The organism is Streptomyces sp. NPDC001100 (assembly GCF_053598575.1).
Window position 1 is genome coordinate 1 of sequence record NZ_JBSFKO010000034.1, and the last position, 12,496, is coordinate 12,496.

At 71.8% G+C, this 12,496-nt stretch carries 10 protein-coding genes and 1 pseudogene; 6 read left to right on the plus strand and 5 right to left on the minus strand.

The annotated features are described in order from the left end of the window. The 3 genes and pseudogenes from ACWDEW_RS36380 to ACWDEW_RS36390 form a co-directional block, all read right to left on the minus strand. Positions 1 to 711, minus strand: a pseudogene (locus ACWDEW_RS36380) (hypothetical protein); the annotation flags it as partial. A 101-nt stretch (positions 712 to 812) separates the two neighbouring features. Beyond that, positions 813 to 2,045: a PP2C family protein-serine/threonine phosphatase gene (locus ACWDEW_RS36385; protein ID WP_450518721.1), complete on the minus strand. Its 1,233-nt coding sequence runs from the start codon at positions 2,043 to 2,045 to the stop codon at positions 813 to 815. A gap of 58 nt (positions 2,046 to 2,103) precedes the next feature. Continuing rightward, complete coding sequence (locus ACWDEW_RS36390) at positions 2,104 to 2,739, minus strand: NAD(P)-dependent oxidoreductase (protein WP_450518723.1); 636 nt, start codon at positions 2,737 to 2,739, stop codon at positions 2,104 to 2,106. Between the two features lie 103 nt (positions 2,740 to 2,842). Between ACWDEW_RS36390 and ACWDEW_RS36395 the strand changes: the two genes are divergently transcribed. Further along, positions 2,843 to 3,307, plus strand: a complete 465-nt coding sequence (locus tag ACWDEW_RS36395) for a hypothetical protein (RefSeq protein WP_450518725.1) — start codon at positions 2,843 to 2,845, stop codon at positions 3,305 to 3,307. 62 nt (positions 3,308 to 3,369) lie between these two features. Here ACWDEW_RS36395 and ACWDEW_RS36400 read toward each other — a convergent pair whose 3' ends face one another. Next, complete coding sequence (locus tag ACWDEW_RS36400) at positions 3,370 to 3,936, minus strand: SH3 domain-containing protein (RefSeq protein ID WP_450518727.1); 567 nt, start codon at positions 3,934 to 3,936, stop codon at positions 3,370 to 3,372. A gap of 188 nt (positions 3,937 to 4,124) precedes the next feature. Here ACWDEW_RS36400 and ACWDEW_RS36405 point away from each other — a divergent pair, with 188 nt between their 5' ends. The 3 genes from ACWDEW_RS36405 (at position 4,125) to ACWDEW_RS36415 (ending at position 8,159) form a co-directional block, all read left to right on the plus strand. Further along, complete coding sequence (locus tag ACWDEW_RS36405; RefSeq protein WP_450518729.1) at positions 4,125 to 5,054, plus strand: hypothetical protein; 930 nt, start codon at positions 4,125 to 4,127, stop codon at positions 5,052 to 5,054. A 125-nt stretch (positions 5,055 to 5,179) separates the two neighbouring features. Beyond that, the gene (locus tag ACWDEW_RS36410; protein WP_450518731.1) at positions 5,180 to 6,178 is read left to right on the plus strand and encodes an endonuclease/exonuclease/phosphatase family protein; all 999 of its coding nucleotides are present in this window, start codon (positions 5,180 to 5,182) and stop codon (positions 6,176 to 6,178) included. Between the two features lie 25 nt (positions 6,179 to 6,203). After that, positions 6,204 to 8,159: an FUSC family protein gene (locus tag ACWDEW_RS36415; RefSeq protein WP_450518732.1), complete on the plus strand. Its 1,956-nt coding sequence runs from the start codon at positions 6,204 to 6,206 to the stop codon at positions 8,157 to 8,159. Positions 8,160 to 8,218: 59 nt separating this feature from the next. Here the strand turns inward: ACWDEW_RS36415 and ACWDEW_RS36420 are convergent, their stop codons facing one another. Continuing rightward, a complete protein-coding gene (locus tag ACWDEW_RS36420; RefSeq protein ID WP_450518734.1) occupies positions 8,219 to 8,752 on the minus strand; it encodes a hypothetical protein in 534 nt (177 codons plus the stop codon). Between the two features lie 214 nt (positions 8,753 to 8,966). Between ACWDEW_RS36420 and ACWDEW_RS36425 the strand changes: the two genes are divergently transcribed. Then, entirely contained in the window at positions 8,967 to 10,634 is a 1,668-nt protein-coding gene (locus ACWDEW_RS36425; RefSeq protein ID WP_450518735.1) for a VWA domain-containing protein, read from the plus strand. Positions 10,635 to 10,768: 134 nt separating this feature from the next. Then, on the plus strand, positions 10,769 to 12,493 hold the full coding sequence (metG, locus tag ACWDEW_RS36430) for a methionine--tRNA ligase (protein WP_450518737.1): 1,725 nt from the start codon (positions 10,769 to 10,771) through the stop codon (positions 12,491 to 12,493). The last annotated feature ends 3 nt before the right edge of the window (positions 12,494 to 12,496 follow it).

The following is a 12,496-nucleotide window of genomic DNA, read 5'->3' on the forward strand; positions in this document are numbered from 1 at the left end:
CCCGTCCGGCGTTTGAGGACGAGGCCCCTTCAGGGCCGACGGGGGTCTGGGGGCGGAGCCCCCAGGGGCGCCCGCACCGACGAGCCCCGGTGAGGCGAGCAGCACGTCCGCATACCCCTCGGCGCCAAGCCTCCCCACCGCCTCCTGATGCAACTGCTCCAGCGGCGGGCGGTATCCACTGCGCAACACCGTGGCCACTGCCTTCATGTACGTCGGCACGGCTACCCCCCGCCGCGGCGGAGGCGGTGCGATGCGACCGTAAACGGCGTATGTGCGGCCCGAGTCGAGCGGGTGGGCGCGCAGCCACTGCCAGGTCTCCGCGTCGGCGTGGAGGTCGAGGAGCAGGGTGGTCGTGCCGGGGGCGCGCAGGCGCAGTTCCTCTCGGATCCAGGCCCACGGGAACGCGGTGTAGCGGACCGTCGCCGGGGTCGTGCGGGCCAGGGCCAGGTGCGGAAGGTGCTGTTTGCGGTCCAGTTGGAGCTGGCCGGTGATGAACACCGTCAGCGGACCGGGGGCGGTCGCGGCGGCACGGAGACGGGTCAGTACCGCCTGCGGCTCCAACGGGTCGGCGAGTTCGACGACGTTGGCCGTCTCCGTGCCGGACAGGACGGGCGGGGCGACGGCCGCGAGGACCGGGAGGACGGACGCCGCGTCCACCAGCCGTCCCTTGCCCACCGGTGAGGCCGCGAGCAGCAACACCGTTCCAGGCATGTGCCCTCCCCCGCTAGAACCGTCGATCACTTGCGTACCTCTGCACCGTAACCTCTGCCCAACCTCTGCTGCTGCAAAGGGTGATGTCGGAACCGGCGATATCAGGACCGCCGTACCGCGAAGATCGTGGTGTCGTCGGCGAGCCGGCCGCCGCAGTGGCGCAGGGTGCCGTCGCGGACGTAGGCGACCAGGCGGTGCGGGTCGGCGGTGCCGGGGTGGAGGTGGACGCCCTCGGTGACGTCGTCCTTGAGTGGGTAGAAGACGCCGGCGCCGTCGCGGGCCTCGGTGACCCCGTCGGTGACGATGAGGAGGGTCTCGCCGGGGGCGAGGGTGATGCGGAGGGTCGGCGGCGGTCCCTCCAGGCCGGCCAACTCGCCCAGCCCCAGCGGGAGTCCGTGCCCGGGCGGCAGCGACCGTACCCCGAACGGGCCGACCACCAGCGGGGGTTCGTGACCGAAGTTGACGACCTCGACCGTGCCGGGGTCGCCGGCGGGGAAGCTCAGCAGGACGGCCGTGGCGAAGCGGTCGACGTCCTCGCGGCCGAGCGCGGCGAGATGCCGGCCGTGGCGCAGCATCCGGACGTCGAGCCGGGCGGCGACAGTGCCGAGCTCGGCCTCGTGGTAGCCGGCCTCGCGGAACGTGCCGAGCAGCGCGGCCGCCGCCTCCACCGCGCCGAGCCCCTTGCCCTGGACGTCGCCGACGAGGGCGCGGGTGCCGTGCAGTCCGGGCTGGATGTCGTAGAAGTCGCCGCCGACGCGGGCGACGGCGTCCGCGGCGAGGTAGACGGCCGCGTGGTCGAGACCGCCGAAGCCGGGCGGCAGCGGGCGCAGCAGGGTGCGGCGGGTCGTCTCGGCGACGTCCCGCATGTGCAGCATGCGGCGCTCGCCACGGACCCGGACCGCGCAGGCCAGCACAGCGAGGACCCCGCCGACGCCGACGAGGATGAAGTCGGGAAGGCCGGTCTGGTACTGGCGCGGCCAGGCGTGGTCGGCGAGCACGTAGGTGGCCAGGCCCAGCACCGCGAACACGGCCGTGCCCCACACCCCGCAGATCGCCGCGGCGATACCGGGCACGAGCACGATCCAGGAGACGGTCCGGAACTCGCCGCCGGTGTACCAGTCGACCAGCAGGATGGTGACCAGCACCAGCAGCGGCGGCACCCAGGCGACGCTGCGCCCGCGCACGCGCAGCAGCTGCTGGCGCCGGACCGGGTCGGGCGGCCCGGGGCGGGGCAGCCGGTCGAGCGGGAAGCGCCCGGAGCCGCCGTCGCGCGGCCTTCCGGGACCGCGGCCGGCACCGCCGTGGCGCACCGGTCTGAGACCGCGACCGCTCACGGCCGTCAGTACGCGACCGGCGGCGGCACGCGCGTCGGTGCACGCCTCGGTACGCGCATCAGTACGCGACCGACATCCGGGTGCGCGGGTGGGCGTGCTGTTCGAGTTCGTCGACGAAGGCGACCGCGTAGTCCTCGGCGCTGACGAAGCTGCGTCCCTGGTCGTCGGTCATGAACGCGTCGCCGCCGACGCGGAAGCGGCCGGTGCGCTTGCCGGGGGCGATCTCGGCGGCGGGGGAGACGTAGGTCCAGTCGGGGTCGTCGAGGGTGCGGTAGTAAGCGAGCGCGTCGCGGTGGGCGAGGGCTTCGGGGAGGTAGGCCTCGGGGAAGCCGGGCTGGTCGCTGAGGGCCTGCCCCGGGGCGACCTCCAGGCCGCCGGCGCCGCCGACCACCAGGAGCCGCCCGACCCCGGCCGCACGGACGCCCGCGACGAGCGCCTCGTTGAGGGCGAGGAACGGGCCGCGCGGGTCGCTCCCGTCCCTCGGCGGTACGCACGCGGAGGCGACCGCGTCGGCGCCGCGCGCGAGGTCCGCGACCTTCGCCGCGTCCGTCGCGTCGGCCGCCGTCGCGGTGACCCCGGGGACCGGTGACTGGCCGGAGCGGCTGACCGCCAGCACCTGGTGGCCGCGGGCCGAGGCCTCGGTGGCGATCCGGCTGCCGACCATGCCGGTGGCGCCGAAGAGTACGAGCTTCATGCGCCCCAGCGAAACATGGGCCAACCGTGCCCGCACCCCGACTTGCCACCGCCTCCCCCGGGGTGTGCATTGGTAGACGGGGGCGAGAGAGAGGAGTGCTCTCATGGCTCAAGCGGCACCCACACCCGGCGGAATGACCGGCCGGACCTCTGGTGGATTCACCGGCCCGAGCGGCCTGCCCGACATCTTCGACGCCCGCGTCCACCGCGTGGCGAAGGTCGCGATCCCGGTCGTCCTCGGGCTCGTCTACGGCTACTGGGCGGCGGCCAACCGTCGCAGCGGCGGTCCCATCACGGGCTGGAACATCCTGTTCGGCTTCGTGACCGCGCTGGTGTTCATCGTGCTGTGCCTGGCGGTGGCCCGGTTCGCCCCGCTGCTCAAGCGCGAACTGCACTCGCTGGTGAAGTCCGGCTTCGCGGGCGCCGCGATCGGCTTCCTCTACAGCCAGACCGGCGAGAGCGTGCTGCGGTCCGCGGCGATCGGGCTGGCCACCACGGCGGGCGTGTTCCTGGTGTTCTTCTACCGCTACTACACGCGTGAGGACGGGGAGGGCAACCGCATCCGCTGAACCCGCACAGCTGTGGGCCCCGGTACCGACTCGGTACCGGGGCCCACGACTTGCTACGAGTTCTACGGCGCCCAGTTCCAGATGCCGCCGCCGCTCGACGACCCGGACGCGCTCCAGCTCCACGAGCCCGAGACGCTCCACGATCCGGAGGCCGAGGTGCTCCACGCGTTGGAGTTGTCGCTCCAGTTGGGGTCGTTGTTCCAGTTCGAGTTGTTGCCGTTGTCGCTGCCGTCCTTCCAGCCCGGGCACGGGTCCGAGCAGGACGGCACCCACTGGCCGCCGGTGTCGACGAACGCGGCGCTGGCCCAGCCCTGCGCGCCGACGAGCCAGTACCAGTCGGAGTTCCCGTTGACGCTCTGTCCCCTGACCACGCATTGGACGCGGTCCTGACTGCCCGGTGAGAGCGTGTCGACGGCGGGCGAACGGGTGGTGGGTGACTGCCGCACGTTCAGATCCGTGCGGGAGACGATGGTGCCCCAGATCGGACTGCCGCCACCGCCACCACCGCCATGTCCTTCGGCGTACGTGGTCGGTGCTGCCGCCGCCGTGGTGCCCGCCGCCGCGACGGCGAGTGTGCCACCGGTGAGCAGGGCCGCGGCCAGAGTCCGCAGGGCCGGAGTGGTGCGCATGTTCGGCCTCCTTCTCCCCGGTTCCAGGAAACACCCGTTCGGGTCAACCCTCCACCCGAGAGCGGAACGGCCAGTTCCGCCAAGGGTTCCGAGGTCAGCGCACCCGTTCGGCTTGACATCGCACCCGAATGCAGGCAATTGCCGGCACCCGGCTCGCGCACCGCACGCCCCGCGCGTGTCCTGGGGAGGTGCCCCCACGTCTCCGGAGCGCCCTGTCGGCCGTACTCGTCGCCCTCTCCTGCTTTCTGACGCCCTTCGGCGCGCTGGCGGCCTGGGCGGCGTACGGGCTGACCGACTCCGGCCGCTACGTCACGGCGATGGCACCACTGGCCGCCGACCCGGCCGTACGGGACGTCGTCGCGGACACGGTCGGCGCGGGCATCATGCGCGGGATCCATGTGGAGGGGATGCGCGGCACGGTCGGCGGGATGCGCGGCACGATGGCCCCCTTCGTGCACGACGCGGTGCGCTCGTTCACCAAGACCGAGGCCTTCCGGCTGGCCTGGGACGAGGGCAACCGGGCCACCCACGACGCCGTCCTGCACGCCCTGCGCGACGAGGAGCGCACCGGCGCCGTCACCGTCGACCTCGCCCCCGTCACCGCCCAGGTCAAGTACCGGCTCGCCCACGAGCACGTGCCGTTGGCGGACCGCATCCCCGTCCAGCACACCGAGGTCGCGGTCCTTGCGGCCGGTGAACTGGGCCCGCTCCGGGAGGAGTTCCACGTGCTTGAGGTCGCCGGCTTCTGGCTCCCCGTCGCCGCCGCCGTCTTCGCGGTCACCGGCATCACCGTCGCCGTGCGCCGCCGCCGCGCGATCACCGCGACCGCGCTCGGCACGGCCCTCGGCGGCGCGCTGCTCGGCCTCGCCCTCGCGATCGGCCGCCAGCTCACCGTCGCCGACCTCCCCGCCGAGGTCTCCCAGGCGGCGGGCGGCGCGATCTACGACGCCCTCACGTCGACCCTGCGCACGGTCGCCTGGCTGCTCCTCGGCCTCGGCCTCACGGTCGCCGCGACGGCCTGGCTCACCCGATACGTCCGTCCGGCACGGGAGTTCGTACGACGCCGGCGAGCACCCGCGGCGGACCGGGCCCAGCAGCCGACGCGGGCCCAGGCCTGATTCCCGGAGGCGTTCGCCGAGATTCCTGATTCCAGGTGGAGTTCCCGCCACGCGTGGGATAATTCGGGCAACTGGTATCTCGCATCCGGCATCTCGCATCTGCGTTTCCGGCGGAAGGTCATCACGTGGGCACCGCGACCTCCGAGTGGACCGCCGCCGACTTCGTGCCGGAACACCACCGGGGCCGTCACTTCACGTTCTGGTGCGCGGGCCTGCTGTTCGCCGCCGTGAGCGCGGTCGTCGGCTGCCGTACGGCCGACACCGACGCGATCACGCCCATCCCCCAACTCCTCGCCTTCTTTCCGTGGTTGCTCGCCCCCACCGGCCTCGGGCTCCTCCTCTCCCTCCTCTCCCGTTGGCGGCTCGGACTGGTGTGGGGAGTCGTGCTGCTCGGACTGCTGGCCTGGTTCATCGAGCCGTACGGGAAGAGCGGTGAGCCGGGCGGACCCGCGATCGCCGAGTTCCGGGTGCTGACCTCGAACGTGGAGTTCGGTCGGGGGACCGGCTCCCTGGTGCCGGTGATCCGGCGGGAGCGGCCGGACGTGGTCTTCGTGGAGGAGTGCGAGTACACCTGCCAGACCACCCTGCGGCGCGACTTCGGCACCGAACTCCCCTACCGGCAGGCCGTGGTGGCGGCCGGCTCGCACGGCTCGGTGATCCTCAGCCGCTTCCCCCTCAAGGGCACGCAGGGCGTCACCGGCACGATGGGCATGCCCGGCGCGGTCGCGGACGTCGACGGCCACGCCGTCCGCCTCCAACTCGCCCACCCCATGCCCCCGTTGCCGAACCAGCTCGGCCTGTGGCGCCGCGAACTCGGCAGGCTCCGCACCTTCGCCGCAGCCGACCCGACCACCCCCACCGTCCTCGCCGGAGACTTCAACTCCTCCCAGGACCATGCCGTGTTCCGCCGTATCCTCGACACCGGCCTGCGCGACGCGGCCCGCCTCGCCGGACACCCCCGCACACCCAGCTGGCCCGAGCGCCTGCTCCCCGCCTTCGGCACCCAGATCGACCACGTCCTCCTCTCCCCGGACTTCTCCGCGAACAGCGCCCGCTTCCTCGACCTCGCCGACACCGACCACCGCGCCCTGCTGGTCGACATCGCGCTCCACCAGCACGGATAACGCGGGGGCTGCCCATAATGGGCGCATGTCCCGCGAGTTCCCCATCGGCCTCACACCCCCCGACTGGCTGGTGAGGAACCTCCAACCCCAGCAGGCCCCCCTCAACCGCCCGGCGATCGCCCGCGCCGCCATCGCCATGTCCCTCCCCCTCGCCCTCGGCCTCGCCACCGGACACACCGCCTACGGCGCCCTCGCCTCCATGGGCGCCCTCTCCGGAGTCATCGGCGACACCGCCGACGCCTACCGCATGCGCATCCTCAACATCGCGATCCCCCAGCTCTTCGGCGCGATCGGCGTCACGCTCGGCGCGGCGGTCTACGGCCACGGCTGGTACGCGGTCACCGCCCTGACGCTGATCGCGCTCGCGTCCGGAATGATCTCGACGATCGGCGCGGTGGCCTCCGTATCGGGCCTGCTCCTGCTCCTCAACTCGGTGATCGGCGCGGGACTTCCGCTCCCCGGCGCGTGGTGGCTGGCCCCCGTCCTGATGTCCGGCGGCGGCCTCCTCGTCCTCCTCCTGGCCCTCCTCGCCTGGCCGTTGCGCTCCGGCGTCCCCGAACGCACGGCGGTCGCGAACACCTACCGCACCGTCGCCGACCTCCTCAGCACCTGCGGCGACGACCCGACGGCGGGCTACGACGCGGCCCGCCAGGCCGTCACCCAGTCCCTCAACCAGTCCTACGACCTCGTCCTCGCCCGGCGCGCCCGCCACCACGGCCGCAACCCCGAACTCACCCGCCTGCTGGCCCAGTTGAACGCGATCACACCGGTGGTCGAAGCGGCCCCCGCGGTCCACCAGTCGGGCCGCTCCCTCCCCCCGGGGATCCGCGACGCGGTCCGCAATCTCGCGCACGCCGTCGAGACGGGCTACACCGGCCCCATAGGGCTCGACCTCCCCGCACCCACCAACGAGACGACCCGCGCGGTCGACCACGCCCTGCGCCACGCCGCCGAGGTCGTCACCGCGCCCGACGTCGACCCCCGGGGCATCGACGACCGCCTGGGCCGCCCGGCGGCCCTCCGCATCAGGGCGGCGCGAGCGGCCCGCAACGTGCTGCTCTCCTCCGGCTCCTGGCGCTACGGCCTGCGCCTGGCCCTCTGCATCGGCCTCGCGCAGGTCCTGGTGTCCACGGTCCCGGTCCCGCGCTCGTACTGGATCGCCCTGACGATCACCTTCGTCCTGAAGCCCGACTTCGGCTCGGTCTTCTCCCGGGCGCTGCTGCGCGCGCTCGGCACGGTGGCCGGGCTGGTGATCGCGGCGGCGGTGCTGTCGGTGGTACCGAGGGGCTGGTGGGACGTACTGGTCCTGCTCCTCCTGGCCCCGCTCATCCCCGCCCTCACCCCCCGGGGCTACGGCTACCAGACGATGGCGATCACCCCGGTGATCCTGCTCCTGTCCGACATCCTGAACCACCAGGGCACGGCACTGCTGCTTCCCCGCCTGGTGGACTCGTTGATCGGCTGCGGGATCGCGCTGATCGCGGGCTACCTCCTCTGGCCGGAGAGCTGGCACACGCGGGTGGGGGACCGGTTGGCGAAGGCGGTGGCGGACACGGCGGAATATGTGGAGTCGGCGTTCGGTACGCAACCCGATCCCGAGGTCGATCCGGCCGCCCGTGCCCGGATGCGCCGCCGTCTCTACCGCGACCTGTCCGTCATCCGCACCGAGTTCCAACGCGCCCTCACCGAACCCCCGCCCACCGGCCGCCTCGCTGCCGGCTGGCTCCCCCTCGTCGTCGCCGTGGAACGGATCGTCGACGCGACGACGGCGGCGAGGGTGCGGGTGAAACACGGGGCGCCGCCCCCGTCCCCCGCCGAGGTCACCCAAGTGGCGCTCCAGCTCCGGGAGTTGTCGCAGGGCGTACGCGAGTCGGAGGTGCTGGTGGAGGTCCGTACGGATCTGACGGGGCCGGCGGGCAGTGTGCTGGAGCCGCTGCGGCAGGAGGTCGCTGCGGCGCGGGCTATCGCTTCGCCGCACTGAGGGCTGCGCCGAGTTCGGGGTCGGTCGGGTCAGGTCGGGTCAGGGCTGGTCTGGTCAGGTCAGGTCAGGGAGAAGTCGGGATCGGGCAGGGAGAAGAAGCCCGAGATCGCCTGGACGGTCCGTTCCTCGTTGTCGTACGGGTCGAGTTCCGCGTGCGGTCCGATCAGCCGCGCCGCGGTGAGAGCGGGCGCCAGCAGATCGGGCTGGTCCCCGACGCCGCCGAACGGGTTCTCGAAGCTGATCCCGCAGACGTAGCGCCCGGCACGGTAGTAGTCGAAGTCGGGGCCATGCGCCTTGCCGACGCAGGGTTCCGTGGTGAAGACGGCGAGTTCACCGCCGTCCCGGCACAACGGCCGGTAGTCGGGGCGGTCGTAGTCGTCCTCGTCCCAGCCGAACATGTCATGCATGACCAGCCCCCATTCGCCTTCGGCGCCCTTCGCGTAGGCGAGCGGGATGCGCCGTATGGAGAGAAGCCCTCGCGTGAACGCGTCCAACGACATACCCCGGAAGAAGACGACGTTGACCTCCTCATGGCTCGCGAGCGGGCCGTGTATCCAGTGCGTGCGGTACGTGCGGTGCGTCACGTGAGTCATGGAAGGCACGGTAGGGGGAGCCACTGACACGGCCCGCCGTCCGGTGAACCGGCAGGTGAACGGGTGAGCGAAGTGGTGGCTGAAACAGGCGGTGTTGACAGGACGTGTCTTCCGCGCGTCGACCCTGCCTAAGATCGCCATCCGGGGCCGCTAACCTTACGTGTCCGTCCTGGCCAGGGATTGACGGCTCCAACTCACGCGAAGGGTTGCGCACATGGGCATTCTCACTCTCCTGCGGAATGCGTTCGGCAGGTCACGCAAGGAGCGTGCCGCGGAAGCAGAGAGCGCGGAACGCACTCCTTCGCAGGAACAGCAGACCCCCCGGGAACCGGACGCCAAGGTCCCGTCCCCGTCCACAGAACCCGACCTCACCACCCCGGCCCCCACGGCAGTCGCCCAGGTCCCGGAACCCCGCCCGTCCTCCACCCTGGAGGACGACGAACACGAACTCGTGGCCCTGGCCTTCGACAACGTGACGGTCCCGAAGCCGGCGACGTCGACGGAAGGGACGGAGGGTACGGGGAGCGCGGGGAGTACGGCGACGACTGAGGCGGTGGCCGAGGCCGAGCCGACGGTCGCGGCTGAGGTTGATGTTGCGCCGACGGTCGACGCTACGGCTGTTGCCGAGCCGGCCACGGAGACGGTGACCGAGCCGGTCGCGGAGGCTGCGCCTGCGGTCGAGGCGAAGCCGGTGGTGGAAGAAGCCGAGGCTGCGGCCGAGGTGACGGCGGAGCCCGAGTCGACGACCGTCGCGGAAGCCGAGCCCGAGCCGGAAGCCGAGTCCGTCGTGGACACCGAGCCGGTCGTCGAGCCGACGGTGGAGGAAACCGGTGCTGCGGCCGAGGTGACGGCGGAGCCCGTCGCCGAGTCTGAGGCCGAGCCCGTCGCGGAAGCGGCCGCCCCCGAGGCCGAGCCCGTCGCCGAGGTCGCCCAGGAACCGGAGCCCGAGCCGGTCGTCGAGCCTGTCGCGGAAGCGGAACCTGAGGCGGAGGCGGCGAAGGCCGAAGCCACCCCCACAACTGAGCCGGTCGCCGAGGAAGCCGCGCCGGAGGCGGAGCCCCAACCGGAGCCCGCCGCGGAAACCGCCCCCGAACCCGCGGCCGAAACGGCCCCCGAACCGGTCGCCGAACCCGCCCCCGCGCTCGTCGCCGCAGCCGCCGACGGCGGGTCCGCCCCACAGGGGCCACCCGCACCCGACGACGAATCCGTCACGGGCGGTGCGGGTGGGGAAACGATCGAGGCCGACGGCGTAGCCGAGGCCGTGGGCGCAGACTCCGCCGCCGCAGCCCTCGCCAAGGCCACCCTCACCGGTACCCGAGCGAAGACGTACCTCGTCCTCGACCGCTCCGCGAGCATGCGCCCGTACTACAAGGACGGTTCCGCCCAGGCCCTCGCCGACCAGACCCTCGCCCTCGCGACCCACCTGGACCCGGACCCCACCCCCACCGTCCACGTCGTCTTCTTCTCCACCGAAGTGGACGGCACCACAGACCTGACCTCCGCCTCCCCCGAGAACGCGATCGACGAGGCCCACGCCGGCCTCGGCCGCATGGGCCGCACCAGCTACCACGCCGCCGTAGAAGCCGTACTCGCGCACTACGACGCGAACGCCACCCCCGGCACCCCCGCCCTGGTCATCTTCCAGACGGACGGCGCCCCGGACGCGAAGACCCCGGCGACCCAGTCCCTCACGGACGCCGCGAAGTCGCACGCCTCGATCTTCTTCTCGTTCGTCGCGTTCGGCGACCACGACAACAAGGCCTTCGACTACCTCCGCAAGCTGAAGACCGACAACACGGCCTTCTTCCACGCGGGCCCGACCCCTCTGGAGCTCACGGACGCGGAGCTCTACGACGGCGTACTGATCGACTGGCGCCCGTAGCACCACCGCCCGGCAGAACCCCCGTGCCGCCCGCTTCCCACCCCGTAAAACGGGAGGCGGGCGGCACACCCGTGTCGGCTACGATTTCAAGGTTCGCAACAACAGCAACACACCGACCTGGGAGCAGCCCCCCGATGGCTCGACACCTCATCACCAGCGCCCTTCCGTACATCAACGGGATCAAGCACCTGGGCAACATGGTGGGGTCCATGCTCCCGGCGGACGTCTACTCCCGTTACCTCCGCCAGCGCGGCCACGACGTCCTCTACATCTGCGCGACGGACGAACACGGCACCCCGGCGGAACTGGCCGCGAAGGAGCAGGGCCTCCCGGTCGCCGAGTTCTGCGCCCAGGCGCACGACGCGCAGAAGGCGGTCTACGACGGCTTCGCGCTGGCCTTCGACTACTTCGGCCGCAGCTCCTCCCCGCAGAACCGCGAGATCACCCAGCACTTCGCCCGCCGCCTGAACGAGAACGGCTTCATCGAAGAGCGCGCGATCCGCCAGGTCTACTCGCCCACCGACGGCCGTTTCCTCCCGGACCGCTATGTCGAGGGCACCTGCCCCCACTGCGGCTACGACAAGGCCCGCGGCGACCAGTGCGAGAACTGCACCCGCGTCCTGGACCCGACCGACCTGATCAACCCGCGCTCGGCGATCTCGGGCTCCACCGACCTGGAGGTGAGGGAGACCAAGCACCTCTTCCTCCTCCAGTCGAAGCTCCAGCACGAGGTCGAGGAGTGGGTCGCGGCGCACGAGGAGGAGTGGCCGCAGCTCGCCTCCTCCATCGCCCGCAAGTGGCTCACCGAGGGCCTGCACGACCGCGCGATCACCCGCGACCTGGACTGGGGCGTCCCGGTCCCGGCCGACACCTGGCCGGAGCTGGCGGCGGAGGGCAAGGTCTTCTACGTCTGGTTCGACGCCCCGATCGAGTACATCGGCGCGACGAAGGAGTGGTCGGACCAGGACCCGGAGAACCGGGACTGGAAGTCGTGGTGGTACGAGTCCGACGCCGGTGAGAACCCCGTCCGCTACACGGAGTTCATGGCCAAGGACAACGTCCCGTTCCACACGGTGATGTTCCCGGCCACCGAGCTCGGCATCCGCGAGCCGTGGAAGAAGGTCGACTACGTCAAGGCCTTCAACTGGCTGACGTACTACGGCGGGAAGTTCTCCACGTCCCAGAAGCGGGGCGTCTTCACCGACCAGGCGCTCAGCATCCTCCCGGCCGACTACTGGCGGTACTTCCTGATCGCCAACGCCCCCGAGTCCGACGACTCCTCCTTCACCTGGGAGCACTTCACCGCCACGGTGAACAAGGACCTGGCGGACACCCTCGGCAACTTCGTCAACCGCGTCCTGTCCTTCTCGAAGAAGCGCTTCGGCGACGAGGTCCCGGCCGGCACCGACGCGGGCCCGGCGGAGGCGAAGCTCGGCGAGGAGATCGCGGGCCTGCTGGCCGAGTACGAGACCCAGATGGAGGCCCTCCAGTTCCGCAAGGCCGCGGCGGCGCTGCGCGCCCTGTGGTCGGCGGGCAACTCCTACCTGGAGGAGAAGGCCCCCTGGCTGGAGATCAAGACCGACCCGGAGGCCGCGGCCCTCACCCTGCGCACGGCGATGAACCTGATCCACCTCTACGCGGTGGTCTCGGAACCCTTCATCCCGTCCTCCTCGGCGGCCATGCGAGCGGCGTTCACGTTGAAGGACGACACCGCGACCTGGGTGTCTTCGGACGAAGCGAAGTCACTCACCGCCGTCCCCGCCGGCACCCCCTTCACCGTCCCCCCGGTGCTCTTCGCGAAGCTCACGGAGGAGGACCTGGAGATGTACAAGGAGCGGTTCGGCGGAGAGCAGGGGTGACCC

Excerpts from the sequence above, each read along its gene's own strand:
- ACWDEW_RS36425 (WP_450518735.1), top strand. The coding sequence starts at position 8,967 with ATGGGCATTCTCACTCTCCTGCGGAATGCGTTCGGCAGGTCACGCAAG.
- ACWDEW_RS36400 (WP_450518727.1), bottom strand. The coding sequence starts at position 3,936 with ATGCGCACCACTCCGGCCCTGCGGACTCTGGCCGCGGCCCTGCTCACC.
- ACWDEW_RS36395 (WP_450518725.1), top strand. The coding sequence starts at position 2,843 with ATGGCTCAAGCGGCACCCACACCCGGCGGAATGACCGGCCGGACCTCT.
- ACWDEW_RS36420 (WP_450518734.1), bottom strand. The coding sequence starts at position 8,752 with ATGACTCACGTGACGCACCGCACGTACCGCACGCACTGGATACACGGC.
- ACWDEW_RS36390 (WP_450518723.1), bottom strand. The coding sequence starts at position 2,739 with ATGAAGCTCGTACTCTTCGGCGCCACCGGCATGGTCGGCAGCCGGATC.
- metG (WP_450518737.1), top strand. The coding sequence starts at position 10,769 with ATGGCTCGACACCTCATCACCAGCGCCCTTCCGTACATCAACGGGATC.
- ACWDEW_RS36415 (WP_450518732.1), top strand. The coding sequence starts at position 6,204 with ATGTCCCGCGAGTTCCCCATCGGCCTCACACCCCCCGACTGGCTGGTG.